The organism is Sphingomonas sp. 7/4-4, from assembly GCF_027941955.1.
In the GTDB taxonomy this organism is placed as follows: domain Bacteria; phylum Pseudomonadota; class Alphaproteobacteria; order Sphingomonadales; family Sphingomonadaceae; genus Sphingomonas.
Window position 1 is genome coordinate 847,715 of record NZ_CP115960.1, and the last position, 24,939, is coordinate 872,653.

Below are 24,939 nucleotides of genomic sequence, written 5' to 3' on the forward strand. Positions count from 1 at the left end.
CTTCGGCCCGCATTCTTGCTGCCTTGGTCATGGCCCTAGGGATCGTCCGTTGCGGTTATGAGACCATTCGCCGCGAGTGTCTCGCGCACTGCGGAGATCGACAAACGGTTGTCCGATCTCGCACTCCAGTGCGTCGGCAACGCGCAGGATCGCGACATGGCTGCGTTCGATGCGTTTCGCGACCCAGGCGATCACGTCCGGTTTGGCGTGCAGCAAATGCTTTTCGAAAGCTCGTTCGATCAGCTGCGGCATCAGCGTATCGTCGGGCGGCCCCAGCTCGAGCAGAGGCGAGGCGGCTAGTCGCGAGCGCAGATCGGGCAGCTTGACGTCCCAGACCGGTGGCGCCGCCTCCGCGACGATCAGCAGCGGCCGTCGCTCCTGCTGCGCCTCGTTCCACGCGTGGAAGATGTCGGTTTCCTTCGCACGATCGGCATCATCGAAGATCCGTCCGCCGCTCTTCGAGGCGAAGATCCGCGCGAGCAGGCTGCGGCCCGATTTGCGCGGGCCTACCAGCAACGCACTCATCACCGGCCAGGTCGCCCAATGTTCGAGCTGGTGGACGGCACGGGCATTCGATTCACCGACCAGGAATTCCGTCTCATGCGCTTCCGGCAGCCCCAGCGGCAGGCGCAGCTGGCTCATTTGGCCGCCGGTGTCGCCGTGTTCTGGGGCGTCGGCGAGGGCGCGGGAGCGGCTGCTCCGCCACCACGGCGGATGCGCAGCACGCCGGGCCCTTCCTGAACCTGCCAGCCGCGCGCCTCGAGCGCCGCGCGCAGGCTCGCCAGCGAGCCGTCATAGGAGACTCGCATAACCGAAATACCCCCGAGCGCGAGGCTGGTGGTCGCCGCCGAACGTATTCCCGGCAAGCTGCGAACCGCCGATTCGGAGGCGTTGAGCGCCGCGACATTCGGCGTCTCGGCCTGCACGGTGTAGCTCGCCGTTGCGGCACTGCTGGCGTTCGGGTCCGGCGTAGCCGCGGCTGCGGCAGCCGCTGCGGCGGCTTCGGCAGCCAGCTGTTCGGGGGTCTTGGGCGTGGGCGGACGCACCACGAGCAGCGAGATCGGTGCGCAGCGCGCCCGACGCCAGCGCCTTCTGATACGCCTGGTCGAGCCGGACGATGCCCGCATCGAGCAACGCATCGAGCGAATCGCCATTGTCGACACGCAACGCGAAGCTCGTGATCGGACGGCGATCGGGGCCATGACTCGCGGCGAACACGCCCACGATCGGCCCGCCCGGATATTCGCGGCGGAGTTGCACTTCGGCGACCAGCACGTCGGATGCGCCATATTGATCGAGGATCGTGCGCCACCAGTTGCGGCCGCGGCGCATCGTCTGGCCGGCATTGACCAGCATCGTGTCGGGCCCGGTGCCGCGCAAACGCACATAATCGATCGTGCTGCCGCCGCTGCGGAAGCGATTCCATGCGCGGGACCAGGCAGTCTCGCGCTCGAACACCCGGCCGACTCCGCCGGAGAATTCGAGCGGGACCAGCAGCATCGGCGGTGAACGCGTCACCACCGTCGATACGCCGAGGATCGCGCCGGCCTTGCCGCGGTCGAACAGCACGCCGAGACGGGCTATGTAGCGCGTCGGGCCGATCTGCTCGCGCTCGACGACGATTCCGGTGACAAGCGCATCGAGCGCCGAATCATTCAGCGTGGATTTCTTGCCGGTGAGTCGCTCGGAGAGCATTTCCCAGCCCTTGCGCTGGGCGATCCGCCAGCCGCCCTGCCGCGCGACATCGGCGTCCTTGCCTTTGACATCGACCTGCACGCCCGAGACTTCGAAGCTGCCCGAGGCGTCGATCGGCACGGCGCTCGCGCCTGCGCCCTGCCCTTGCGCGACGACCACGCCAGCGCCTGCGAGTGCGAGCGCGCTGGCCAATCCGATGGTGAGCGAAATGCGGGACAACTGCATGCGGCCGCCCTTTTGGCGAAGCAGACGTGGAAATCCAAGCGCCATGTGTCCAATCCCTCTTTTGTCATCCCGGCGAAAGCCGAGATGACAACTATGAGAACCAAGGCTCAGCCGGGGTGACGGGAAGGCAAGTCGGCGCTAAGCGGCTGCGCATGAGCGAACCCAAAGGTTACACCTACGCCCAGGCGGGCGTCTCGATCGCGGCCGGAAACGCGCTGGTGCGCGCCATCGGCCCGCTGGCGAAATCCACGCGCCGGTCCGGTGCCGATGCCGCGCTGGGCGGATTCGGCGGCGTGTTCGATCTCAAGGCGGCGGGGTTCACCGATCCGTTGCTCGTCGCGGCGAACGACGGCGTCGGCACCAAGCTCAAGCTCGCGATCGAACATGATCACCATGATGGCGTCGGCGTCGACCTGGTCGCGATGTGCGCCAACGATTTGATCGTCCAGGGCGCCGAGCCTCTGTTCTTCCTAGATTATTACGCCAGCGGGAAGCTCGTTCCCGAGACCGCCGAGCGCGTGATCGCCTCGATCGCCGAGGGCTGCCGTCAGGCCGGCTGCGCGCTGATCGGTGGCGAGACCGCCGAGATGCCGGGCATGTATGCCGAGGGCGATTACGACCTCGCCGGCTTCTGCGTCGGCGCCGTCGAGCGCGACCGGTTGCTCGACGGCAGCGCGATCCGCCCCGGCGACGTGCTGCTTGGCCTCGCCTCGACCGGAGTCCATTCGAACGGCTTCTCGCTCGTCCGCCGACTCGCCGCCGACAAGGGCTGGAAGCTCGATCGCCCCGCGGTGTTCGATCAGGATGTCCGCATGATCGACGCATTGATGGCGCCGACGCGAGATCTATGTCGCCAGCCTGCTGCCTCAGCTGCGCAAGGGCACGATCCACGGCCTCGCGCATATCACTGGCGGCGGGCTGCTCGAGAATGTCCCCCGCGTGCTGCCGGAGAATTGCCAGGCCCGCATCGATGCCGCGGCCTGGCCGCTGCCGCGGCTGATGGCGTTCCTCCAGGCGCAGGGCAATATCGAGCCCGAGGAGATGGCACGGACCTTCAACTGCGGAATCGGCATGGTCGCCGCGGTCGCCGCCGAAGATGCGGACGCCGTTGCCGCAGAACTGACCGCAGCGGGCGAAACGGTGTTCCGCATCGGCGTGGTCGAAGAGGGACAGCGCGGCTGCACCGTGTTCGGACCTGTCGAAACCTGGAGCGCCCGTGAGGCATGGTCCGTCACGCACAATGACTAGCCGCACGAAGCTCGGCATCCTGATCTCCGGCCGCGGCTCGAACATGGCATCGCTCGTCGAAGCCGCCCGCGCCGCCGATAGCCCTTACGAAGTCGCGCTCGTCGCCAGCGACAAGCCCGAAGCCGCGGGCCTCGCCTGGGCCCGCGAACAGGGCGTGGCCACGTTCGCGCAGTCGCCCAAGGGCATGCCCAAGGCCGACTACGAGGCCAGGATCGACGCGGCCCTGCGCGACGCCGGCGTCGAGGCGATCGCGCTCGCGGGTTACATGCGCCTCCTCTCCGACGATTTCGTCGCGCGTTGGCGGGGCCGGATCGTCAACATCCATCCCTCGCTGCTGCCCAAATATAAGGGCCTCGATACCCACCAGCGCGCCCTCGACGCCGGCGACGCGCTCGCCGGCTGCTCGGTGCATATCGTCACCGAGGAGCTCGACGGCGGCGCGTTGCTTGGTCAGGCCGACGTTCCGATACTGCCCGGCGACACCGCGGACAGCCTGGCAGTACGCGTGCTCGCCGAGGAACATCGTCTCTATCCCCGGGTTGTCGCGGAATGGCTGAAGCAATGACATCCCCGCTCGAACAGGTCCGCGCGCTCGCGCTCGACTTGCCCGAGAGCGAGGAGCGCGTCAGCCACGGCCAGCCGACCTTCTTCGTCGCCGGCAAGATGTTCGCGCAGTTCCGCCACGATCATCATGGCGACGGCCGCACCATCGTCGCGGTCAAGACCGCCGATGCCGACGAGGCGCGGATGCTGATCGAGGCGGCCCCCGACGATTATTCGCGCGTCGCCTATTTCCGCGCCGAATGGGTCGGTCTCGCGGTCGGCGCCGACGATACCGACTGGGCGCATGTCGGCGATCGCATCGCCCGCAGCTGGGAACTCGCGGCGCCGCGCCGCCTGCTCGAAGCCGGCGGGCGCTGATTGTCGCCGAGCCCCTTGCCCATTCCCCCCGGCCCCGCGATAAGGGGCGCACATGATCAAGGTCGCCAGCTACAATATGCGCAAGTCGATCGGCACCGATCGGCGGCGCAGGCCCGAGCGGACGCTGCAGGTGTTGTGCGAAATCAATGCCGACGTGATCGCGCTGCAGGAGGCCGATCGCCGCTTCGGCCCGCGCGAAGCAGTGCTCACCGGCCATTTGCTCGCCGAGCATGGCGACTGGAAGGCAATCCCCTTCGGCATGCGCGCACGATCGATGGGCTGGCACGGGAATGCATTGCTCGTCCGCAAGGATGCACAGATCATGGATTGCGAGGCGATCCACTTGCCCGCACTCGAGCCGCGGGGCGCGGTGATGGCCGATATCCGGGTGGGCGGGCAGGCCCTGCGCATCGTCGGCATGCATCTCGATCTTTCCGGCCTGTGGCGCCGCCGCCAGGCGCATGCGATCATCGCACATCTCCAGGCCAGCACGCGGCAATATCCGACGGTGCTGATGGGCGACCTCAACGAATGGAGCCCCCACAACGGCTGCCTGCGCGATTTCGCCCAGCATTTCGATTTCGCCGCCACCGGCAAGAGCTTCCACGCCCGCCGCCCAATGGCGCGGCTCGATCGCATCATGGTCAGCCGCGATCTCGCGATCGGCGCCTCGGGCGTCCATGAGAGCATGAACGCGCGCACCGCGTCGGACCATCTGCCCATCTGGGCGACGATCCGGCCCGCCGGATGAGCGAGACCCGTGACAAGGAATTGCGGCTGGCGCTGGTCTGCTATGGCGGGATCAGCCTCGCCGTCTACATGCACGGCATCACCAAGGAGATCTGGCGGCTCGCGCGCGCCAGCTGCGCCGCGCGCGAAGGCGAGGAAGGCAATGGCGTCTATCGCCAGCTGCTCGACGAGATCCGTGAGGCTTCGGGCATCAATCTGCGCGTGCTGGTCGATATCCTGTCGGGCGCCAGTGCCGGCGGGATCAACGCGATCTTCCTCGCCCGGGCGATCTCCACCGGCGAGTCGCTCGATCCGCTCACCGACATGTGGATCGAGCAGGCCGATGTCGAGGCGCTGCTCGAACCGCGCCACGCCCCGTCGCATCGCTTCGCCAAGATCTGGGCGACGCCGATCGCGTGGATCGTCGCCAATCGCAGCAAGACCATCGACGAGACCGTCGATCCGATCGCGCGCGAGGAAGTGCGGCTCAAGCTCGAGCGCTTCGTCCGCTCGCGCTGGTTCGAGCCCCCTTCGGTGGCAAGCGCCTGCTCGGCATGCTGCTCGATGCGTTCGACGCGATGGCGAAGGGCCCGCGCTACAAACGCCTGTTGCCCGCGGGCCAGCCGCTCGACCTGTTCGTCACCGTCACCGATTTCCGCGGCCATCCCGAGGAGCTTCGCCTCAATTCGCCGCCGCACGTGATCGAGACCGAGCATCGCCTCGTCTTCCGCTTCACCGATCACGGCGATGAAGGCGTGCCCTTCGCCGAACCTCCCGGCCTCGCCTTCGCGGCACGCGCGACTTCCAGCTTCCCCGGCGCCTTTCCGCCCGCCACGGTCGAGGAGATGGACGACTTTCTCGCCGAGCGCGGCACCGCCTGGCCGGATCGCGACGCGTTCCTCGAATGCATGCTGCCCCAGCAATGGTCGGACAATCGCGCCGAGAAAGCGATCCTCATCGACGGCTCGGTGCTCGCCAACGCCCCTTTCCGCCCCGCCATCGATGCACTGCGCGAACGCCCGGCCCGACGCCAGATCGATCGCCGCTTCGTATTCATCGACCCCGCGCCGGGGATGCGCTTCGATTTCTACGGCACGCCGCAGGAGAAGCCCGGCTTCTTCCAGACGATCATCGGGGCGCTGTCCGAACTGCCGCGCGAACAGCCGATCCGCGACAATCTCGAGGCGATCTCGGCCCGGTCGGACCGGATCGAACGCATGCTGGCGATCGTCGCCGAGATTCGCGCGGAGGTGGAGACGCAGGTCGAGGCACTGTTCGGCTACACCTTGTGGCTCGATTATCCGACGCCCAAGCGGCTGGCGAGCTGGCGCCGCCGCGCGCAGGTCGCCGCGGCTGCCAAGGCGGGCTATGGCCACACCGCCTACGGCCTGCTCAAGGTCGACGGCGCGATCGATCGCATCTCGCGCCTGCTCTATACGATCGGCGATCGCCACGGCCCCGAACGGTTGCGCGAAATTCGCGAGGCAGTCACGCATGCGGTCCAGTCCCGCGGTGCCGATCGCTTCGGCGCCACCCAGTCGAACGGAGCAAGCCCGCAAACCCTCGAATTCCTCCGCGCCCACGATCTCGGCTTCCGCATCCGCCGCCTGCGGCTGCTCGCGCGCCGGCTGACCGAGATCGACTTGCCCAGCTCGCATACCGAATTGCTGCCGATGCGCGAAGCGATCTACGAATCGCTCGCCGCCTATCTCGAGCTCAAGCGCTCGGACACTTTCGCCGATCTGCGCGGCGCGGTGCGCGACATGACCGACGATGCCGGCCCGATCCTCGATCTGCTCGCCGAGCGGATGCAATTGAAGGCGCTCGATCAGGCCACGGACGCGCGCTTGTCCGACGGGTTCAGCACGCTTTCGAAGGATCTTCGCCGTCCGATGCTGCTCGCGCATCTCGGCTTCCCCTTCTTCGACATCGCCACGTTGCCCCTGCTCCAGGGCGAGGGGATGGACGAATTCGATCCGATCCGCGTCGATCGCATCTCGCCCGAGGACGCCTGTGCGATCCGCACCGGCGGGGCCGCCGCGACATTGAAGGGCATCCAATTCAACAGCTTCGGAGCGTTCTTCAGCCGCGCCTATCGCGAGAACGATTATCTCTGGGGCCGCCTCCACGGCGTCGACCGGTTGATCGACATCGTCCTGTCGGCCTTGCCGTTCGAGGATCGGCTCGCCGACGATCGTGTCGCGGCGATCAAGCGGGGCGCCTTCCACGCGATCCTCGACGAGGAGGAGACGCGGCTGACCTTGATTCCCGGCCTGCTGGCCGATCTGCGCGAAGAGATCGGCTAGGATGAGGGGGACATGAGTCTCACCCCCTCACCCTTCCGCCGACTGCGTCGGCTCCCTCCCTCTCCCACAAGGGGAGAGGGAGTTGGCAATTCGCCGCTCGTGCGACTATCGTTGCGCCTCCACAGCGGAAGGGAGAGGCATGCGGTTTCTGAAGGTGCTGTTCTGGCTGTTGCTGGGCGGCCTCGTCGCGGCCTTCGTGATCTATAATGGCGGGGAGCGCGTCGAGATCCGGCTCTGGGGTGGTCTCATCGCCGATTTCAGCCTGCCTCTGCTGCTCATCCTCGTCTTCCTGCTCGGACTGCTGCCCTCGCTCGTCGCCTTCCAGGCGCTTCGCTGGCGGTCGCGGCAGCGACTTGCGGGACTGGAACGCGCACTCGCCGATCTGCGCGCGGTAGCACCTTCGCCCGAGCCCGCTGCGGACGTCTCCGCCTCCCCTGGCCTCCCCTGCTGGCCGAGCCCAGATCATGAGCTCGCGCATCTATGTCGCGCTCGACACGCCGGACATCGAGCGCGCCAAGGCGATCGCGCAGCGCGTCCACAACCATGTCGGCGGGATCAAGCTCGGGCTCGAATTCTTCATGGCCAATGGCCGCCAGGGCGTCCGCGAGATGGCGGAGATCGGGCTGCCGATCTTTCTCGATCTCAAGCTCCACGACATTCCCAACACCGTCGCCAAGGCGATCCAGGCGTTGCGCCCGCTCGAGCCCGCGATCCTGACCGTCCACGCCGCGGGCGGCCGCGCGATGCTCGAGGATGCAAAAGCGGCTGCCCCCAGCGGCACCAAGGTGGTCGCGGTGACGATGCTCACCAGCCTCGACGATCGCGATCTGGTCTCGATCGGGCTCAACCCCGATCCGCACGAGCAGGTCGTCCGCCTCGCCGAACTCGCCAAATCGGCGGGCGTCGACGGCATCGTCTGCTCGGGCGAGGAAGTCGCCGCCGCGAAGAAGTTCTGGCACGACGGCTTCTTCGTCGTCCCAGGCGTGCGCCCGGCGAACGGCACGGTGGGCGACCAGAAACGCGTGGTCACGCCGCGTGCCGCGCTCGACGCCGGCGCCTCGATCCTGGTGGTCGGCCGCCCGATCACGCAGGCGCAGGATCCGGACATGGCAGCGCGCGAGATAGAGGCAACCTTATAGCGGGTTTATAACGGGGGGACGGCAATGTTGCGGATCGTAGGTTTGGGATTTTTTGCCTGTCTCTTCGCCTGGTTCGGCCTCCACGCCGCAACGCCGCCCCAGTCCGCCAGCTTCGACTGTGCCAAGGCCAGCCACCCGCTTGAAAAGACGATCTGCGCCAGTCCGAAGCTGTCGAAACTCGATGGCGAAGTCGCCGCACTCTACAAGGCTCGCCTCGCGCAGCTTTTCGACAAGGAAAGCTTCCGCAGTCAGCAGCGCGACTGGCAGCAGCTCCTGCGCACCCGCTGCGCGAAGCGCTGCGACCCGGCCGCCGTCGAAACCGACTACACGCGCCAACGCGATACGCTCAACCACTTCGACGAAGAGACCTGGGAGGCGAGCTACAAGACCGCCGATGTCGCAACGCTGACGATCACGCATATCGACGGCAACGCGTTCGACTTCGCGCTGATCCGCGATCGCGAGGGCGAGGAGCTCTGCAAATTGCCGGCGAACGACAGCGAAGCCGGCGCCGTCGCCACGCGCGTCTCGCCCGTCAAATCGAGCTGGAGCGCCGGGAAATGCCGGATCGATTTCGCGCTCACTCGCGACAAGACCGGGCACGTCACCCGGATCGACACCACCGCCTCGGCTGGCTGCAAGCGCTACTGCAAGGGCAATTACGGCCTGAGTGACAATTTCCTGCCCGCCAATAATTGGGTCGCCGGCAACCAATAGCCTGCCTCTTGCCAAAGCCGCGCGGGCGTTCGACAGAGCGCGCATGCCTGACATCGTGACAATACGCGTCGCCACGCACGAAGACCTGCCTGCGCTCCACCCTGTGATCGAGCGCGCCTATCGCGGCGAAACCGCGCGCGGCGGCTGGACGCACGAGGCTGACCTGATCCAGGGCGCGCGCACCGACATTTCGACCCTCACCGCGATCGTCGAAGACTCGGCCCAGCGCCTGCTGATCGCGCTGCAGGACGATGCGACGATTGGTTGCGTGCAGGTGAGTGATCGCGGCGACGGGCTCGCTTATCTGGGCCTGCTGTGCATCGATCCCACGCTGCAGACGGGCGGCTATGGCAAGCAGCTCGTTGCCGCGGCCGAGGACGCGGCACGCAATGCCTTCCACGCACGCCGCATGGAGATGACCGTGATCGACGTTCGCCGGAAGCTGATCGAATTTTACGAGCGGCGCGGCTACTCCGTTTCTGGCGAGAAGCGCGACTTCCCGATCCCGCTCGATCCGCTTTTGTTCATGGACGTGCTGGTCAAGGACCTCTGATGCCCATCACCGCCAAGATCTGCGGCCTCTCGATGCCCGAAACGCTCGACGCTGCGGTCGCCCAGGGCGCCGCACAGGTCGGCTTCGTCTTCTTCCCGCCTTCGCCGCGCACGCTGAGTTTCGAGCAGGCGGCGGGACTGGCGGGCCGCGTCCCCGATCATGTCCGCAAGGCCGGCGTGTTCGTCGATCCCGACGATGCGCTGCTCGATGCCGCGATCGTCGCCGCGCGCCTCGACATCCTCCAGCTCCACAAGACCACGCCCGATCGCGCCGCGGCGATCCGTGCCCGCACCGGTCGCGAAATCTGGGCCGCAGTCGCAGTGAAGACCCGCGCCGATCTCGCTCCCGCCGCGAGCTTCGCAGGCGCCGCCGATCGCCTCCTCTATGACGCCAAGACGCCGGATTCGGCCGCGCTCCCCGGCGGCATGGGCCTGCGCTTCGACTGGACGCTGCTGCAGGGGCACGCCCATCCCTTGCCTTGGGCGCTCTCCGGCGGCCTGACCTCCGACAATGTCGTCGAGGCGATCCGCGTCACCGGCGCCACTGCAGTCGACGTCTCCTCGGGCGTCGAGTCCGCGCCGGGCGTCAAGGATGTGGACAAGATCGCCGCTTTCCTTAAAGCGGTGGCGCAATGCTGAACCGTATCTCTTCTGTCTTCTGCCTCGGAAATCGATGGCGCTGATCGCCTGACGACGCACGTCGGCGCCCACGCACCCAGTTTCCGGAGACAGAGCATGCCCGATACCGTTACCCTACCCAATTCGCTGCGAAACCTGCCTGACGAGCGCGGGCATTTCGGCCAGTTCGGCGGCCGCTTCGTCGCCGAGACGCTGATGCCGCTGATCCTCGATCTCGAGCGTGAATATCGCGCGGCCAAGGCCGATCCCGCCTTTCAGGCCCAGTTCGACGATCTGCTCGAACATTATGTCGGCCGCCCCAGCCCCCTTTACTATGCCGAGCGGCTGACCGAGGCTTTGCGCGAGGGCGCGCCCGCTGGGCACGGCGCCAAGGTCTATTTCAAGCGCGAGGAGCTGAATCACACCGGCGCGCACAAGATCAACAATTGCATCGGCCAGATCCTGCTCGCGATCCGCATGGGCAAGACCCGGATCATCGCCGAGACCGGCGCCGGGCAGCACGGCGTCGCCACCGCGACGGTTGCGGCACGCTTCGGGCTGCCGTGCACGATCTTCATGGGCGCGAAGGACATCGAGCGGCAGAAGCCCAACGTCTTCCGCATGCGGCTGCTCGGTGCCGAGGTCCAGCCGGTGACCAGCGGCTCGCAATCGCTCAAGGACGCGATGAACGAGGCGCTGCGTGACTGGGTCGCCAACGTCCACGACACCTTCTACATCATCGGCACCGCCGCGGGGCCGCATCCCTATCCCGAGCTCGTCCGCGACTTCCAGTCGGTGATCGGCACCGAAACGCGTGCGCAGATCCTCAAGGCCGAGGGCCGCCTCCCCGACCTGCTGATCGCTGCGGTGGGCGGCGGATCGAACGCGATCGGGCTGTTCCACCCATTCCTAGACGATCCCGACGTGGCGATGCTCGGCATCGAGGCCGCGGGCAAGGGTATCGAGACCGGCGAGCACGCCGCCAGCCTCACCGGCGGCGCCCCCGGCATCCTCCACGGCAACCGCACCTATCTGCTCCAGGACGAAGACGGCCAGATCACCGAGGCGCATTCGATCTCGGCGGGGCTCGATTATCCCGGCATCGGCCCCGAGCATAGCTGGCTCCACGAGAGCGGCCGTGTCGACTATCTCCCGATCACCGACACCCAGGCGCTCGAGGCGTTCCAGCTCTGCTGCCGCCTCGAAGGCATCATCCCGGCGCTGGAAAGTTCGCACGCACTCGCAGCAGTGCCCGCCAAGGCACGCGAAATGCGGCAGGACCAGATCATCGTCGTCAATGTCTCAGGCCGCGGCGACAAGGACATCTTCACCGTCGCCGATGCGCTGGGGTTCGAGCTGTGAGCGCGCGTAGCCGTCTCTCCAATGCATTCAGCGCCGCGCAGGAGCAGGGCCGTTCCGCGCTCGTAACCTTCGTCACCGCCGGCGACGGCGATACCGCCGCCATCCTCGACGCCCTCGTCGAGGGCGGCGCCGATGTGATCGAGCTCGGCATGCCGTTCACCGATCCGATGGCCGACGGCCCCGCGATCCAGGCCGCCAACCTTCGCAGCCTCGGTGCCGGCACGCGCACCGCCGACGTGCTCGCGATCGCCCGCGCCTTCCGGCAGCGCCACGCGAACGTCCCACTGGTGCTGATGGGCTATGCCAACACCATGACTCGCCCCGATCCCGCCAGCTTCGCGGCGGCGGCGCTCGATGCCGGCGTCGACGGGATCATCTGCGTCGATATCCCGCCCGAGGAGGCCGACACGCTCGCCCCCTTCGGCGAAGTCGGCCTCGACGTCATCCGCCTCGCCACCCCGACCACCGACAAAGCGCGCCTGCCTGCCGTGCTCTCCGGCGCCTCGGGCTTCGTCTATTACGTCTCGGTCGCAGGGATCACCGGGCTCCAGCAAGCCGCGCAGGCCTCGATCGAGACCGCAGTCGCGCAGCTCAAGGCCGCCACCGACCTGCCGATCGCCGTCGGCTTCGGCGTCCGCACGCCCGAACAGGCGGCGCAGATCGGCCGCGTCGCCGACGGCGTCGTGGTCGGCTCGGCGATCGTCGAGCTGGTCGGCAAATACGGTGCCGATGCGCCCGCGCACGTCCGTGCCTATATCCAATCCCTTTCCGCGGCGCTCGCCGCACCCAAGGAAGTCGCATGAGCTGGATCAGCCGCGTCCGCAACGCCCTCGCCTATGTCACTACGCGTCCCGGCGAGACCGCCGACAATCTCTGGCACAAGTGCAAGGGGTGCGGGACGATGGTCTTCTCCAAGGAGCTGGAGGAGAATCTCTACGTCTGTCCGACCTGCGATCATCATGAGCGCATCGGGCCGGCACGGCGCTTCGAATATCTGTTCGACGAAGGCAGCTACGCCGTGCTGACCAGTCCCAGGGTCGTCGACGACCCCCTCAAGTTCCGCGACCAGAAGCCCTATCCCGCCCGCCTCAAGGCCGCCCGCACCGCGACCGGCGAGCCCGACGCGTTCCTCAACGCCAGCGGCACGATCCTCGGCCAGAAGGCCGTGATCGGCGTCCAGGACTTCGCCTTCATGGGCGGGTCGATGGGCCAGGCGGTCGGCGAGGCGTTCATCGCCGGTGTCGAGGCCGCAATCGCCGCCAAGGCGCCGTATATCGTGTTCACTGCCTCGGGCGGCGCGCGCATGCAGGAGGGCATCCTGAGCCTGATGCAGATGCCGCGCACCACCGTCGCGATCGAGATGCTCCACGATGCGGGCCTGCCCTATATCGTCGTGCTCACCGACCCGACTTCGGGCGGGGTGATGGCAGCTTATGCGATGCTCGGCGACGTCCAGATCGCCGAACCCCGCGCGACGCTCGCCTTCACCGGCCGCCGCGTGATCGAGAACACCATTCGCGAGAAACTGCCCGACGATTTCCAGACCAGCGAATATTATCGCGACCACGGCCTGGTCGACATGGTCGAGCACCGCAAGGACCTACGCGAGGTGCTCGGCCGCCTGATCGGCCTGCTGGTCGACGCGAAGGCGGCGGCGTGAAACTCTCCCTCTCCCCTTCAGGGGAGAGGGCTGGGGAGAGGGGCAGTGCGACGCACCTTCCTCACGCCCCTCTCCCCGCAAGCGGAGAGAGGAGTAGATGGACTTCGCCACCTCCACCGATCCCGCCGTCCAGCGCCAGCTCGACCGGCTGACCGCGCTCTCCCCCGGCGCCGACATCCTCGGCCTCGAGCGCATCACCCGATTGCTCGACCGCGTCGGTAACCCGCATCTGCGACTCTCCCCGTCCTCCATGTCGCCGGCACCAACGGCAAGGGCTCCACCTGCGCCTTTCTGCGCGCTGCGATCGAGGCCGCCGGCCTGACTGCCCACGTCTATTCGAGCCCCCACCTCGTCCGCTTCAACGAGCGCATCCGCCTCGCCGGCACGCTGATCGCCGACGACCAACTCGCCCCGCTGCTCGCGGAGGTGCTCGATGCCGGCGGCGATATCGGCGCGAGCTTCTTCGAAGTCACCACCGCCGCCGCCTTCCTCGCCTTCGCCCGCACGCCCGCCGATGCGTGCATCGTCGAAGTCGGCCTCGGCGGCCGCCTCGACGCGACCAACGTGGTCCCGAAACCGGCCGTCACGGCGATCGCCCAGCTCGGCATCGATCACCAGTCGTTCCTCGGCGACACGCTTGCGCAGATCGCCGCGGAGAAAGCGGGCATCGCCAAGCCCGGCGTGCCCCTGGTGACGATGGCCTATCCCCCGACATCGCCGACGTAGTCGACCGCTTCGCCGAGACCGTCGCCGCGCCGGTCCTCGCGCAAGGTCAGGCCTGGTCGTTCGAAACACGGAACGACGCGCTGCACTATAGCGACGCCATGGGCGAGCTGATCACGCCCCTCCCCGTCCTCGCCGGTCCGCATCAGCCCGCCAATCTCGCGCTCGCCATCGCCGCTTTGCGCCACCAGCGCGCATTGACCATTCCGGACGACGCGCTGCGCACCGCCGCCGGCACCGCACGCTGGCCGGCACGCATGCAGCGCCTCTCGCCCGGGCCGTTGACGGCGCTGCTCCCCGCCGATGCCGAGCTCTGGCTCGACGGGGGCCACAATGCCAACGCCGCCGAGGCAGTCAGCCGCGCTGCCGCCGGTGTGGCGCAGGGGCGCCCGCTCCACCTCGTCCTCGGCATGCTCGAGAACAAGGACGCCGCCGCGGTAATCGATCGCTTCGCGCCGATCGCCCGCTCGCTCACCGCCGTTCCGGTTCCCGGTCACCCGCACCATGCCCCGTCTCACCTCGCAAATCTCGCCCGGCGCAGCGGGCTCGCGGCAGGCGAGGCAGTCGATCTGCCCACGGCGCTCGCGGCCATCCCGCAGGACGACGCGCCGGTCGTGCTGATCCTCGGATCACTCTATCTTGCCGGTACGGCGCTCGACGCGAACGACGAACTGCCCGACTGATTCAGTTATTGCGATTGACTTGCAATAGCGGACTGGCGACAATCCCCGCATCATTCACGCGGAGTCGTTCATGTCCGCTACCAAGACCCTTGCCGCTGCCCTGCCCGCGCTCCAGCCCGAGGATGCCGGCGCCCGCCTGTTGCTGTTCGGCATCCGCCAGATGGGCGCGCATGGTCTCCACGACGCCTGCACCGCGCACGCCTTCGTCACGGCATTCGGCAAGGGATTTCAGCGCCCGCTGGTGCTGCTCCGCGCATTGATGGCGGAGATGTCGACGGCATCGGCCGGCCCGATCCAGATCGCGCCCTGGTGCTGCGCGCGGATGACCGGCCCCGAGGCGACCTTGCTGCAAGTGATCGCTTGCGTCCGCACCCATCCGGCCCGCGCCAACATGCTCCTCGCCGACCTGCTCGGCGTCCGCGACGCCGCCAGCATCGGCTTCACGGCGCATGCGCTGGCGAATGCCTTTGCCGATCTGGCGCTGCCGCTGGATGAGGCGGCAGTGGCGTAAGGACGATCTTAGCCCCTCCCCTTCAGGGGAGGGGTTGGGGTGGGGCAGTGCGGCAGGCTTTGGGCTCGGTGAGACGGACAGGCCCCACCCCCAACCCCTCCCCTGAAGGGGAGGGGCTTAAGCTCAAACCGCCCCACGCTTCCGAACCAGCGCCAGCCCCAGCAGGCTCAGCGCCGCGGCGCCGGCGAGATACCAGCCCACCAGCGCCAGCCCGCCTTTCTCCGCCAGCGCCTGCGCGATGAACGGCGTGAGCCCGCCGCCGATGATCCCGCCGATGTTGAAGGTCACCGAAACCCCGGTGTAGCGCACCCGTGCCGGGAACAGGCTCGGCAGCCATCCGCCCAGCGGTCCATAGACGAACCCCATCACGAACAGCCCCAGCGCCAGCCACGCGAACACGCCGGCCAGCGCGTTCGCAGTGACGAACAGCCCGATCGTCAGCCCAACGAACACCGTGGCGACGCAGCCGATCGCCAGCACCCGCGCGGCGCCGATGCGATCGGCATAGCTCGATGCGATCCAGATGCCCGCCGCCATGAACAGGATCGCGACCAGCTCGACCGCGAGGAAGCTCTCGCGGTCATAGCCGAGCCCGCGGGTGGCATAGCCGATGATGAACACGGTCGAGATGTAGAAGAGCGCGAAGCAGGCGACGGTGCCGATCGTGCCGGCCGCGGTCGGCAGCCAATGCTCGCGCAGCAGCTCGCCCACCGGAATGCGCGGCGGCGGCGCGGCCTCCTGCGCTTCGACGAAGGCGGGGGTCTCGGTCAGCTTGACCCGTACCCATAGCCCCAGGCCGACCAGGCCCGCGCTGGCGAGGAACGGCAGCCGCCAGCCCCATTCGCGGAACTGGTCGTCGGTGAGCAATGCGCCGAGCAGCAGGAAGAAGCCGTTGGCGAAGATGAACCCCACCGGCGCGCCCATCGGCGGGAAGGCGCCATAGCGATAGGCCCAGCCGCGCGGCGCATTCTCGACCGCGAGCAGCGACGCGCCGCCCCATTCGCCGCCCAGCCCCAGCCCCTGGCCGAAGCGCAACAGGCAGAGCAAAGCCGGTGCGACCCAGCCGATCATCGCATAGGTCGGCAGGAAGGCGATCAGCACGGTCGAGATGCCCATCAGCATCAGCGAAGCGACCAATGTCGTCTTGCGTCCCATCCGGTCGCCATAATGGCCGAAGACGAGGCCTCCGAGCGGTCGCGCGAAGAAGGCGACGCTGAAGCTGGCATAGGAAGCGAGCTGCGCGAGTGCAGGGTCGGTCGCGGGGAAGAACAGCGCCGGGAACACCAGGGCCGCCGCGGTCGCGTAGATATAGAAATCGTAGAACTCGACCGAAGTGCCTACCAGGCTCGCGAACAGGATGCGGCGGTGCGATGCGATCGGAGTGACGGTCATGGATTTCCTCTCTCCCGACCCTCCTAGAAAGGAAGCGCCGGCTTGGGGAGCCCCGTTCATCGCCGCGACAGTTTCGCCGGCGTATCGAAGGGCCACCATCGCAGCACCGGAATTAGGGAGTCGGCCATGCGCGAGTCAGCAGGACGCAGGCTAGTTGTAGCGATGCTCTTCGCATTCGCTGCAGGCGCGCTGGTGCATTTCTACAATCCGATGGACCATTTCCGCGCCGATCTCCGCGCGGATACCGGCGGCGTGCGGTTCACCCTCGAAATCGCGGCGCACGCAGTCGAAAAGGTCTGTGAGAGGATCTGAGCGGCTGCCTCAGCTCAGCCCGTACGCCTTCACCACGGTCAGCATCAGCCAATAGAGCCCGCCCGACAGCGCCATCGCGGCCGGCAGCGTGAGCAGCCACGCTGCGGCGAGCTGGGCGATCGTCCTGCCCTGCAGTCCCTGGCCGTTGGCCACCGACGCGCCCGCCACGCCCGAGGAGAGGATGTGCGTGGTCGATACCGGCAGCCCGAAGCGGTCGGCGCTGAGGATCGTCGCGGCGGCGACCAGTTCGGCGGTCGCGCCCATGCCATAGGTCATGTGCTGCTTGCCGATCCGCTCGCCGACGGTGATCACGATCCGCTTCCAGCCGATCATCGTCCCCAGCCCCAGTGCGATCGCGACGACGATCTTCACCCATAATGGGATGAAGCGCGTCCCCGCTTCGAGGCTCGTCTGGAACGCCTTGATCGCTTTGAGCTCGTCGGGCTGGAAATCGTCGGGCTGCTTGGTCGCCAGCCTGGTGGTGTCGAGCACCAGATACATGTCGTTGCGCACGTTCGAGGTCGCCTCGGCGGGCACCTTGCTCAGCGAGCCATAGCTCGCGACGCGCTGGGTCAGGTCGGTCGACAGGCTTTCGAGCGCGGCGAACACCGTCGGCCCCTCGGCCTTGCGCTGCTGGAGCGCTCCGGTCAGCGTCGCGCGCGCCAAATCGGGCGCCATCACGATCCCGCCGCTGCGCGCGTCGAACGCCGCGGTCGCGGTGTTCGCGGTCTGCACGAAGGCGGGGTCGCGCTCGTCGGCAGCGTCCGGTTGAGCGCATAGGCCGTGGGCGCGCAGCCGATCAGGATCAGCATGATCAGCCCCATGCCCTTCTGGCCGTCGTTCGAGCCATGGCTGAACGAGACTGCGGTGCAGGTGAAGATCAGCAGCGCACGCACGCCCCGCGGCGGCGCCTTGTCGCCGTCGGGCGCCTTGTAGAGCTCGGGCCGGCGGACCACTGCGCGCATCACGAGGAGCAGCAGCAATGCCGCGCCGAAGCCGATCAGCGGCGCCATCCACAAGCCCGTAAGCACCTTCTGCGCCTGGCTCCAGTCGACGCCCGCGGTGCCGCCGCGCGATCCGGCCTGGATCAGCTGGTTGGCGAAACCCACGCCGAGCACCGATCCGATCAGCGTGTGGCTCGAGCTGTTGGGCAGCCCGACATACCAGGTGCCGAGGTTCCACAGCACCGCCGCGAGCAGCAATGCGAAGATCATCGCGAACCCGCCTGCCGAACCGACATTGAGGATCAGGTCGACCGGCAGCAGCGTGATGATCGAATAGGCCACTGCCCCGCTCGAGAACATCACCCCGAGGAAGTTGAAGAACCCCGACCAGACCACGGCAAAGTGCGCGGGCATCGAATTGGTGTAGATCACCGTCGCGACGGCGTTGGCGGTATCGTGGAAGCCGTTGACGAACTCGAACCCCAAAGCGATCAGCAGCGCCAGCCCGAGAAAGGCAAACACCCCCAGCGCCAGCTCCTCGCCCACGCCGCGCGTATCGGTGAGCACGTTCCACCCGGCAAAGGCCATCCCGCCGAGCAGCAGCGCCGCGAACAGATATTTGGCCAATGGGTGCGGCTTATAGTCGAATCGCGAGGTCCGCGGCGTGTCGGCCGTCGGAGCCTGGTCCAGTGCGAGTGTGGCCATGATGCATGGCCCTGACTCGCGGACGTGACAGAGTGATGACACCCTCGTCACGAATCTGTGGATTTACTTCTCGAAGCAGGTGGTCCGAGTGACCTTGATCACCTTGCCGCTGGCGTCCTTTTCCTCGTGTCGCCCGGGCTCGCACGGCTTGGCCGGCGCGGTCTGGTTGGTCCGCCATGCCACATACGCCGCGATCACGGCGATCCCCAGCACGATGCCCAGCCTCAATTTCCGGTTGCGCCACATATGCCCGCCCTAGCCGCCCGCCGCGCCCGAAGCAACTTGCTCCCGACGCTCGCGTTCCCTACCTGTTCGCCAATGACTCTCCCCGCGCCCGCCCCCGATGACGCCCCCTATCTGCGGGGTCTGAACGAACCCCAGCGCGAGGCCGTGCTCACCACCGAGGGTCCCGTTCTCGTCCTCGCCGGCGCCGGCACCGGCAAGACCGCCGCGCTCACCGCGCGCCTCGCGCACCTGCTGTTCACGCGAAAGGCATATCCCAGCGAAATCCTCTCGGTCACCTTCACCAACAAGGCCGCACGCGAGATGCGCGAGCGCGTCGGCCGCCTCGTCGGCGACGCGGTCGAGGGCATGCCGTGGCTCGGCACCTTCCACGCGATCGGCGCGAAGATGCTCCGCCGCCATGCCGAGCTGGTCGGCCTCCAGTCCAACTTCACCATCCTCGACACCGACGACCAGCTCCGCCTGCTCAAGCAACTGATCAGCGCCGCCGATATCGACGAGAAGCGCTGGCCCGCACGCCAGCTCGCCGGGCTGATCGACCAATGGAAGAACAAGGGCCTCACCCCGAAGGAGATCGACGCCGGCGAATCCGAAGCCTATGCCAACGGCAAGGGCCAGGCACTCTACGCCGCCTATCAAGACCGCCTTCGCACGCTCAACGCCTGCGACTTCGGCGACCTGCTCCTCCACATGCTCGTGATCCTGAAGACCGATCGCGAGATATTGTCCCAATATCAGAACCGCTTCCGCTACATCATGGTGGACGAGTATCAGGACACCAACAGCGTCCAGTATCTCTGGCTCCGCCTGCTAGCGCAGGAGCGCAAGAACATCTGCTGCGTCGGCGACGACGATCAGTCGATCTATTCGTGGCGCGGCGCGCAGGTCGAGAACATCCTCAAGTTCGAGAAGGACTTCCCCGGCGCCAAGGTGATCCGCCTCGAGCAGAATTACCGCTCCACCCCGCACATCCTCGCCGCCGCCTCCGGCGTCATCGCCAATAATGGCGGCCGCCTCGGCAAGACCCTGTGGACCGAGAAGGACCAGGGCGAGAAGGTCAAGGTCCTCGGCATCTGGGACGGCCCCGAGGAAGCGCGCCGCGTCGGCGAGGAGATCGAGGGCCTCCAGCGTGGCGGACTCAGCCTCGACGACACGGCGATCCTCGTTCGCGCCCAGCACCAGACCCGCGAGTTCGAAGACCGCTTCATCAGCATCGGCCTGCCCTATCGCATCATTGGTGGCTTCCGTTTTTACGAGCGTGCCGAGATCCGCGACGCGCTCGCTTATCTCCGCGTCGTCGCCCAGCCCGCCGACGACTTGGCCTTCGAACGCATCGTCAATGTCCCCAAGCGCGGCCTGGGCGACAAGGCGCTGGCAAAAGTCCACCAGTTCGCCCGCGCGCAGGGCCTGCCGCTCACCACCGCCGGCGCGCGCATCCTCGACACCGACGAACTCACCCCCAGGCCCGGCGCTCGCTCGGCAATCTCATAGGCGACATCGCCCGCTGGCGCAGCATGGGCGACACCCTCCCCCACCCCGAGCTCGCCCGCATCATCCTCGACGAGTCCGGTTACACCGCGATGTGGCAGGCCGATCGCACCGCCGAAGCCGCCGGCCGGCTCGAAAACCTCAACGAACTCGTCCGCGCGATGGAGGAATACGAGTCGCTCACGGCCTTCCTCGAGCACGTCTCCCTCGTGATGGACAACGAAGCCTCGGCCGACGAGCCCAAGGTCACGATCATGACGATCCACGCCGCCAAGGGCCTCGAGTTCGACACGGTGTTCCTTGCCGGCTGGGAGGAAGGCATCTTCCCTCGCAGCGCGCGCTCGACGAAGGCGGGCTAGCCTCCCTCGAGGAGGAACGCCGCCTGGCCTATGTCGCGATCACTCGCGCCCGCCGCCGCGCGACGATCCTCCACGCCGCCAATCGCCGAATCTACGGCCAATGGACCTCGTCGCTCCCCAGCCGCTTCGTCGCCGAATTGCCCGGCGAACACGTGGAGAGCGAGACCACCATGTCCGGCGGCGAGAGCCTGTGGCGCGCCAACTGGTCCGAGCGCGCCGACCCCTTCGCCGATGTCGGCCGAAGCACCGGCCGCGGCCCCGGCTGGCAGCGCGCCGCGGGCATCGACGCGAAGAACCCCGGCGGCAGCTTCACCAGCCGCACCTTCTCCCGCGAACCGACACGGGTGCTGGAGAGCCATGCCTCCGTGGTGAGCTTCGGCGCCAAGCCGCGGGCTGATTTGTCAGTGGGGCTACGCGTGTTCCACCAGAAGTTCGGCTACGGCGTGATCGCCGAGATCGAAGGCAACAAGCTCGAGATCGACTTTGAGGTCGCCGGGCGGAAGCGGGTGATGGATAGTTTTGTGAGCGTTGACTAGCGTATCCAAAGATAGAGCTGGATGCATCCGACGACAATTCCAACGCAAGCACTAACTGCGGCGATCACACGAAGCCCGTCGACTCTCAAGCAACCTATCAATCCGATTTATAAACGCTTTCCCGGAAGTTTTTAGCTTACCCTTTATCGAAGAACTTATGACGTAACTGAAAAATCCTACCTTTGCGATGGTGGAGGTATTCATCCGAATGAAATCCTTAACCTTAAATGCCTCCGCTTCCTCGGCACCGGTTAGAAATCCTTGTATCTTTCCTCCATTCAGATTCATCAGAGATAGCATTCTAGGATCTGGTACATAATCTTCTCCGTAGCGCGCCTTAAGAGCATCGTTAAGGTTGTAGCGCACCTCAACAGGAATGCTCGGAGGTTCTTGGCCCGTCAGCTTACGATATCGGTGTTCCAGGTGTTCGAACCCAAACACGACATTCCGCATATTCCAATGGATCCAATATTTTTCCCTACGATCCCGCGCAAAATTATAGAATTTTACCAGTAAGTCTTTTTCAATCTCGTCGTATTGAGCCTCAACCTGATCCGGCCCGATGCCAAGCGATTCAGCAGACGTATGAGTCGCAAAACTAACGGTCTGGCCGGTTTTGTAGTGCCGAACGACGACAGAGGTAATTCTGGGAGACAATGCCCCCGCCTCAGCGTCAAAAAGAGATTGAGATGAATAGTGGATAATGAAAAATCGGTCGGGATGACGATCGATCTCCTCGAAAATATCGCGATTGCGCATTACCCCTCCGCCGTTTGTTATTATTGCTTGTAGGGTAGCGCGTTTTTTTCGCAGGACAAGCTTGAGGACATTTCGCCTTTCGCGCTGTCGAAGTTCCGTGATATAGTCACCAAACTAGTCAGGAGCCCCTCGCCACCATGGAACGCATCAACCTGGCCGACGCCAAGGCGCGCCTCAGCGAGATCGTCGATCGGGTTGAGGCCGGCGAGAGCATCGAGATCGTTCGCCGCGGCAAGCCCGCCGCGCGGCTGGTCCCGCCGCTGCCCGAGAAGAAGCCAGTTGATGTCACCGCACTTCGCCTCGCCGCGAACAAGCTGCCCTATCAGCACGAAAGCGCCGCCGACCTGATCCGCAAGATGCGCGACAGCGGCTATTGATGTTCTACCTCGACACCTCGGCGGCGGTCGCCTCGATCACGCAGGAAGAACATAGCGAGCGCATCTGGCACTGGCTCGCCGATCACGCCGACGCGCCGATCCTGTGCAGCGGCTGGGTGGCTACGGAGGTTTCCAGCGCGCTCTCGATCAAGGTCCGGACCGGCGCATTCACGCTGGAACAGCGCGTGGCCGCCTGGAACGACTGGCGGCGCTTCCGCGACAACAACCTTGCCGACATCGCCGTTGCGCCGGACCATTTCGAGGCCGCCGCAACCCTTTGCGATCGACCCGATCTCGGCCTTCGGGCGGGAGACGCGCTTCATCTGGCGATCGCGCAAAGCGGCGGGCTGTCGCTTGTCACGCTCGATCGAACCATGGCGGGCGCGGCGCTCCAACTCGGGATCGCCATCGAGCGGATCTGAGCCGCGCCGCACGCCCTCACCATAGATTCTTCCCGTCGAGCACCGTCACCGGCCAGTCCGCCGCCTCGAAATCGTCCAGCAGTCGTGCGTTGATCGCGATCCGGCGGGTCTTTCCGTCCCAGCTGCCGTCCTTCTGGAAGTCGGGACTGTCGGCATAGAGGTCGCACCCGCAGGCCGGGCAGAAATGATTCGCGACCTGCCGCGAGTTCCAGCGGTACACCGCGTCGCTATCCGCCAGCGTGACCCGCAGCTGCTCGGGCGTGTAATAGGCATAGAGATGCCCGCGCTTCGAACAGAAGGAGCAGGTGCAGCGCGTCAGTGCCTCGGGCAGTTCGCCATCCACCTCGAAGACGTTGCGCCCGCAATGGCATCGCCCGGTCAGCGTCATCGGTATTCCTCCACGGATTCCGTCCTCAGGCCTCTACGCGCGGCACCGTCGCCGGTTGCACCACTGAGCGATGGCACCAGCTGCGCGCGCCCGCGTTGATGCGCCAAACTCCAGGAATCCGGCATGCTAACCATAACCCCCTCTCCCCCGCGCGATCGAGGTCGTCGCCGAGGGGCATTTCGCCGCCGCCGATGTCTTCGCCGCGCTGGAGCGCATGGCCGCGCTCCTCGACGACATGCCGCAGCTCGACGTCCTCGCCGATGTCCGCGGCTCGCCCTCCATCTCGCTCTCGGCGATCGCCGAGGAATTGAAACACCTCACCCTCGTCTTCCGCATGATCCGCCAGATCGAGCGCGTCGCGATCGTCGCCGATGCCGGCTGGGTCCGGACCGTCAGCCGGATCGAGGGCGCGGTGATCCCGGGGTGCATTACGAAGTCTATGAGCGCCACGAGGCCGCGCACGCCCGCGAATGGCTGCTCCGCCACACCGACGAACCCCGCCCCCGCTGAGCCCCCGTTCAGCCGCTGGCAAGCCCCGCGCGGCATGCTACCACCCGGCAAATACCGGGGAGCACAACATGATCCACGCCACGTTTCTCATCCTCGCAGCGGCACCCGCCGCCGCGCAGACTCAGGCGCCGCCCAGCGTCGAGGCCGTCCAGCACGCGCTCGACGCCGAGCTGGCCGCACCGCACGGCGAGATCACCGTCACTCATGCGCGCGACGACATGAAGAAGACCTCGCTGCTCGTCCGCACGATCACCACCAGCAAGACGCTCCGCCGCTGCGAAACCGAGTTCGCGACGCCGGTCGAGAAGATCAACGCCAATGCCAAGTCCGCGCGCAGCTGGCGCGTCGACTGGGGCAGCATCGCGGAAATCCGCCGCGACGGCCCGTTCAAGCTCGAACTGGTGGCGAAGAAACCCGACGGCACCCGCACGATCCTCGCATTCCCCGATGCCGAGTTCGCGGCAGACCTCGGCGAGGGATTCGATTTGCTGCGGCGGGACTGCGCCGGCTGATCGCGGCTTCCAATGTAGGATTTCGTCTGAGATAGAACTCGTAGATGACCGAGTCGCCCTCCCCTTCGCCGCGATCAAGCTCGCGCCCCGCCCCGACTGGCCGGCGGAACGCCAGCGCGCCTTCCTCTATATGCTGCTTCGGACCGGCGACGTGTCCGCCGCGGCCGCCAGCATCGGCGCCAGCGCGCACGCCGTCACCTGTTTCCGCCGCAGCCTTGGCCGGCGCAGCGCCTTTTCGCGGGCGTGGCGGCGCGCAGTCGAGGAGGCGGAGGCCGATGCCCTCGCCACGCGCTTCCTGCGCCGGGGCGGTCTCAATTCCACGCAACTGGCACGCGTCGATGCAGCCTGCCATGGGATGGCCAAGGCACGGCTGGCGCTCGCCTTGGCTCACCGCGCCATCCGCGCCGCAAAGGGTTCGGCTTGTGGCTGAATCCCCGCCCGCTTCGCCCGAGGCCGAGGAACCCGATCCCCTCGCCTTCACACCCGTCGCGCTCGATCGCGTCCGTCACAATGGCTGGACCGAGCGCCGGCAGCGCGATTTCATCGCCGCGCTTGCCGTGATGGGCACGGTGCTCCGCGCCGCCCGCGCAGTCGGCATGACCAAGCAATCGGCCTATAATCTCCGCGATCGGCCCGGCGCCGAAAGCTTCGCCGCCGCGTGGGACGTGGCGCTGCAGATGGGCTATGACGACGCGTTCGGCCAGGCGATGGAGCGCGCGATCCACGGTATCACCAGCCCGCGCTTTTATCGGGGCAAGCAGGTCGGCACGCGCCACCGCTTCGATTATCGCCTCGCGCTTGCCGTGCTCAACGCGCGGCGCGAGCCGCCGCGCAAGAAAGTTACGCAATGAATCGCGTTTCGGCCAAAAGAGTCAATTTAGCGCACGGATTTCGAGCATGTCG

The 24,939-nt window shown here is 66.7% G+C and carries 24 protein-coding genes and 6 pseudogenes; 22 read left to right on the forward strand and 8 right to left on the reverse strand.

The genetic code is table 11. The annotated features are described in order from the left end of the window. Nucleotides 1-27 precede the first annotated feature (27 nt). From PIB19_RS04395 to PIB19_RS04405, 3 genes are read right to left on the reverse strand one after another with little or no spacing between them, the layout of a single operon-like run. Nucleotides 28-642 carry a chromosomal replication initiator DnaA gene (locus PIB19_RS04395; protein ID WP_443018697.1) on the reverse strand — a complete coding sequence of 205 codons (615 nt, stop codon included), beginning with the start codon at nucleotides 640-642 and terminating at the stop codon, nucleotides 28-30. Next, the gene (locus tag PIB19_RS04400) at nucleotides 639-809 is read right to left on the reverse strand and encodes a hypothetical protein (protein ID WP_271239820.1); all 171 of its coding nucleotides are present in this window, start codon (nucleotides 807-809) and stop codon (nucleotides 639-641) included. The genes PIB19_RS04395 and PIB19_RS04400 overlap by 4 nt, the downstream gene beginning before the upstream one ends. After that, nucleotides 793-1,920, reverse strand: a complete 1,128-nt coding sequence (locus PIB19_RS04405) for a heavy-metal-associated domain-containing protein (RefSeq protein WP_271239821.1) — start codon at nucleotides 1,918-1,920, stop codon at nucleotides 793-795. The genes PIB19_RS04400 and PIB19_RS04405 overlap by 17 nt, the downstream gene beginning before the upstream one ends. Before the next feature lie 152 nt (nucleotides 1,921-2,072). Here PIB19_RS04405 and purM point away from each other — a divergent pair. From purM to PIB19_RS04475, 14 genes and pseudogenes are all read left to right on the forward strand, one after another. After that, nucleotides 2,073-3,168 (forward strand): annotated as a pseudogene (purM, locus tag PIB19_RS04410) (phosphoribosylformylglycinamidine cyclo-ligase). After that, nucleotides 3,161-3,733 carry a phosphoribosylglycinamide formyltransferase gene (purN, locus tag PIB19_RS04415; protein ID WP_271239822.1) on the forward strand — a complete coding sequence of 191 codons (573 nt, stop codon included), beginning with the start codon at nucleotides 3,161-3,163 and terminating at the stop codon, nucleotides 3,731-3,733. The pseudogene purM and the gene purN overlap by 8 nt, the downstream one beginning before the upstream one ends. Next, complete coding sequence (locus PIB19_RS04420; protein ID WP_271239823.1) at nucleotides 3,730-4,089, forward strand: MmcQ/YjbR family DNA-binding protein; 360 nt, start codon at nucleotides 3,730-3,732, stop codon at nucleotides 4,087-4,089. Before purN ends, PIB19_RS04420 begins: the two co-directional genes overlap by 4 nt. Before the next feature lie 52 nt (nucleotides 4,090-4,141). Then, nucleotides 4,142-4,840: an endonuclease/exonuclease/phosphatase family protein gene (locus PIB19_RS04425; protein WP_271239824.1), complete on the forward strand. Its 699-nt coding sequence runs from the start codon at nucleotides 4,142-4,144 to the stop codon at nucleotides 4,838-4,840. Next, nucleotides 4,837-7,124: pseudogene (locus PIB19_RS04430) on the forward strand (patatin-like protein). Before PIB19_RS04425 ends, PIB19_RS04430 begins: the two are co-directional and overlap by 4 nt. A gap of 464 nt (nucleotides 7,125-7,588) precedes the next feature. Beyond that, on the forward strand, nucleotides 7,589-8,263 hold the full coding sequence (gene pyrF / locus PIB19_RS04435) for an orotidine-5'-phosphate decarboxylase (RefSeq protein WP_271239825.1): 675 nt from the start codon (nucleotides 7,589-7,591) through the stop codon (nucleotides 8,261-8,263). Nucleotides 8,264-8,287: 24 nt separating this feature from the next. After that, nucleotides 8,288-8,980: a lysozyme inhibitor LprI family protein gene (locus PIB19_RS04440; RefSeq protein ID WP_271239826.1), complete on the forward strand. Its 693-nt coding sequence runs from the start codon at nucleotides 8,288-8,290 to the stop codon at nucleotides 8,978-8,980. A gap of 43 nt (nucleotides 8,981-9,023) precedes the next feature. Further along, nucleotides 9,024-9,533: a GNAT family N-acetyltransferase gene (locus PIB19_RS04445; protein ID WP_271239827.1), complete on the forward strand. Its 510-nt coding sequence runs from the start codon at nucleotides 9,024-9,026 to the stop codon at nucleotides 9,531-9,533. Beyond that, nucleotides 9,533-10,171 (forward strand): phosphoribosylanthranilate isomerase, encoded by a 639-nt coding sequence (locus PIB19_RS04450; protein WP_271239828.1) that lies wholly within the window; start codon nucleotides 9,533-9,535, stop codon nucleotides 10,169-10,171. The genes PIB19_RS04445 and PIB19_RS04450 overlap by 1 nt, the downstream gene beginning before the upstream one ends. Nucleotides 10,172-10,267: 96 nt before the next feature. Next, nucleotides 10,268-11,512 carry a tryptophan synthase subunit beta gene (gene trpB, locus PIB19_RS04455; protein WP_271239829.1) on the forward strand — a complete coding sequence of 415 codons (1,245 nt, stop codon included), beginning with the start codon at nucleotides 10,268-10,270 and terminating at the stop codon, nucleotides 11,510-11,512. Next, on the forward strand, nucleotides 11,509-12,315 hold the full coding sequence (gene trpA, locus PIB19_RS04460) for a tryptophan synthase subunit alpha (protein ID WP_271239830.1): 807 nt from the start codon (nucleotides 11,509-11,511) through the stop codon (nucleotides 12,313-12,315). Before trpB ends, trpA begins: the two co-directional genes overlap by 4 nt. After that, a complete protein-coding gene (gene accD / locus PIB19_RS04465; RefSeq protein ID WP_271239831.1) occupies nucleotides 12,312-13,172 on the forward strand; it encodes an acetyl-CoA carboxylase, carboxyltransferase subunit beta in 861 nt (286 codons plus the stop codon). Before trpA ends, accD begins: the two co-directional genes overlap by 4 nt. Nucleotides 13,173-13,269: 97 nt before the next feature. Continuing rightward, nucleotides 13,270-14,578 (forward strand): annotated as a pseudogene (locus PIB19_RS04470) (bifunctional folylpolyglutamate synthase/dihydrofolate synthase). Between the two features lie 70 nt (nucleotides 14,579-14,648). Continuing rightward, on the forward strand, nucleotides 14,649-15,089 hold the full coding sequence (locus PIB19_RS04475; protein ID WP_271239832.1) for a DUF6628 family protein: 441 nt from the start codon (nucleotides 14,649-14,651) through the stop codon (nucleotides 15,087-15,089). Nucleotides 15,090-15,212: 123 nt separating this feature from the next. Here the strand turns inward: PIB19_RS04475 and PIB19_RS04480 are convergent, their stop codons facing one another. Then, nucleotides 15,213-16,481, reverse strand: coding sequence for an MFS transporter (locus PIB19_RS04480; RefSeq protein ID WP_271239833.1), 1,269 nt, complete (start codon nucleotides 16,479-16,481; stop codon nucleotides 15,213-15,215). Between the two features lie 162 nt (nucleotides 16,482-16,643). On the opposite strand from PIB19_RS04480, the gene PIB19_RS04485 reads away from it, so the two are divergent. Further along, nucleotides 16,644-16,793, forward strand: a complete 150-nt coding sequence (locus PIB19_RS04485) for a hypothetical protein (RefSeq protein ID WP_271239834.1) — start codon at nucleotides 16,644-16,646, stop codon at nucleotides 16,791-16,793. A 9-nt stretch (nucleotides 16,794-16,802) separates the two neighbouring features. Here PIB19_RS04485 and PIB19_RS04490 read toward each other — a convergent pair. Together PIB19_RS04490 and PIB19_RS04495 are read right to left on the reverse strand one after the other, a co-directional pair. Further along, a pseudogene (locus PIB19_RS04490) lies at nucleotides 16,803-18,442 on the reverse strand (inorganic phosphate transporter). A gap of 63 nt (nucleotides 18,443-18,505) precedes the next feature. Next, nucleotides 18,506-18,688 carry a hypothetical protein gene (locus PIB19_RS04495; RefSeq protein WP_271239835.1) on the reverse strand — a complete coding sequence of 61 codons (183 nt, stop codon included), beginning with the start codon at nucleotides 18,686-18,688 and terminating at the stop codon, nucleotides 18,506-18,508. Between the two features lie 72 nt (nucleotides 18,689-18,760). Between PIB19_RS04495 and PIB19_RS04500 the strand changes: the two are divergent. Next, a pseudogene (locus tag PIB19_RS04500) lies at nucleotides 18,761-21,068 on the forward strand (ATP-dependent helicase). Between the two features lie 51 nt (nucleotides 21,069-21,119). Here PIB19_RS04500 and PIB19_RS04505 read toward each other — a convergent pair. Further along, a complete protein-coding gene (locus PIB19_RS04505) occupies nucleotides 21,120-21,827 on the reverse strand; it encodes a hypothetical protein (RefSeq protein ID WP_271239836.1) in 708 nt (235 codons plus the stop codon). 137 nt (nucleotides 21,828-21,964) lie between these two features. Here PIB19_RS04505 and PIB19_RS04510 point away from each other — a divergent pair, with 137 nt between their 5' ends. After that, a complete protein-coding gene (locus PIB19_RS04510; RefSeq protein WP_271239837.1) occupies nucleotides 21,965-22,204 on the forward strand; it encodes a type II toxin-antitoxin system Phd/YefM family antitoxin in 240 nt (79 codons plus the stop codon). Further along, nucleotides 22,204-22,626: a type II toxin-antitoxin system VapC family toxin gene (locus tag PIB19_RS04515; protein ID WP_271239838.1), complete on the forward strand. Its 423-nt coding sequence runs from the start codon at nucleotides 22,204-22,206 to the stop codon at nucleotides 22,624-22,626. Before PIB19_RS04510 ends, PIB19_RS04515 begins: the two co-directional genes overlap by 1 nt. 16 nt (nucleotides 22,627-22,642) lie before the next feature. Here PIB19_RS04515 and PIB19_RS04520 read toward each other — a convergent pair whose 3' ends face one another. Continuing rightward, on the reverse strand, nucleotides 22,643-23,014 hold the full coding sequence (locus PIB19_RS04520; RefSeq protein ID WP_271239839.1) for a GFA family protein: 372 nt from the start codon (nucleotides 23,012-23,014) through the stop codon (nucleotides 22,643-22,645). 214 nt (nucleotides 23,015-23,228) lie between these two features. Between PIB19_RS04520 and PIB19_RS23485 the strand changes: the two are divergent. The 4 genes and pseudogenes from PIB19_RS23485 to PIB19_RS04540 all read left to right on the forward strand — a co-directional run. Beyond that, nucleotides 23,229-23,378 (forward strand): annotated as a pseudogene (locus PIB19_RS23485) (hypothetical protein); the annotation flags it as partial. A 214-nt stretch (nucleotides 23,379-23,592) separates the two neighbouring features. Beyond that, complete coding sequence (locus PIB19_RS04530) at nucleotides 23,593-24,036, forward strand: hypothetical protein (protein ID WP_271239841.1); 444 nt, start codon at nucleotides 23,593-23,595, stop codon at nucleotides 24,034-24,036. Between the two features lie 130 nt (nucleotides 24,037-24,166). Next, nucleotides 24,167-24,466: a hypothetical protein gene (locus tag PIB19_RS04535; RefSeq protein ID WP_271239842.1), complete on the forward strand. Its 300-nt coding sequence runs from the start codon at nucleotides 24,167-24,169 to the stop codon at nucleotides 24,464-24,466. Further along, nucleotides 24,459-24,887 carry a hypothetical protein gene (locus PIB19_RS04540; RefSeq protein ID WP_271239843.1) on the forward strand — a complete coding sequence of 143 codons (429 nt, stop codon included), beginning with the start codon at nucleotides 24,459-24,461 and terminating at the stop codon, nucleotides 24,885-24,887. Before PIB19_RS04535 ends, PIB19_RS04540 begins: the two co-directional genes overlap by 8 nt. The last annotated feature ends 52 nt before the right edge of the window (nucleotides 24,888-24,939 follow it).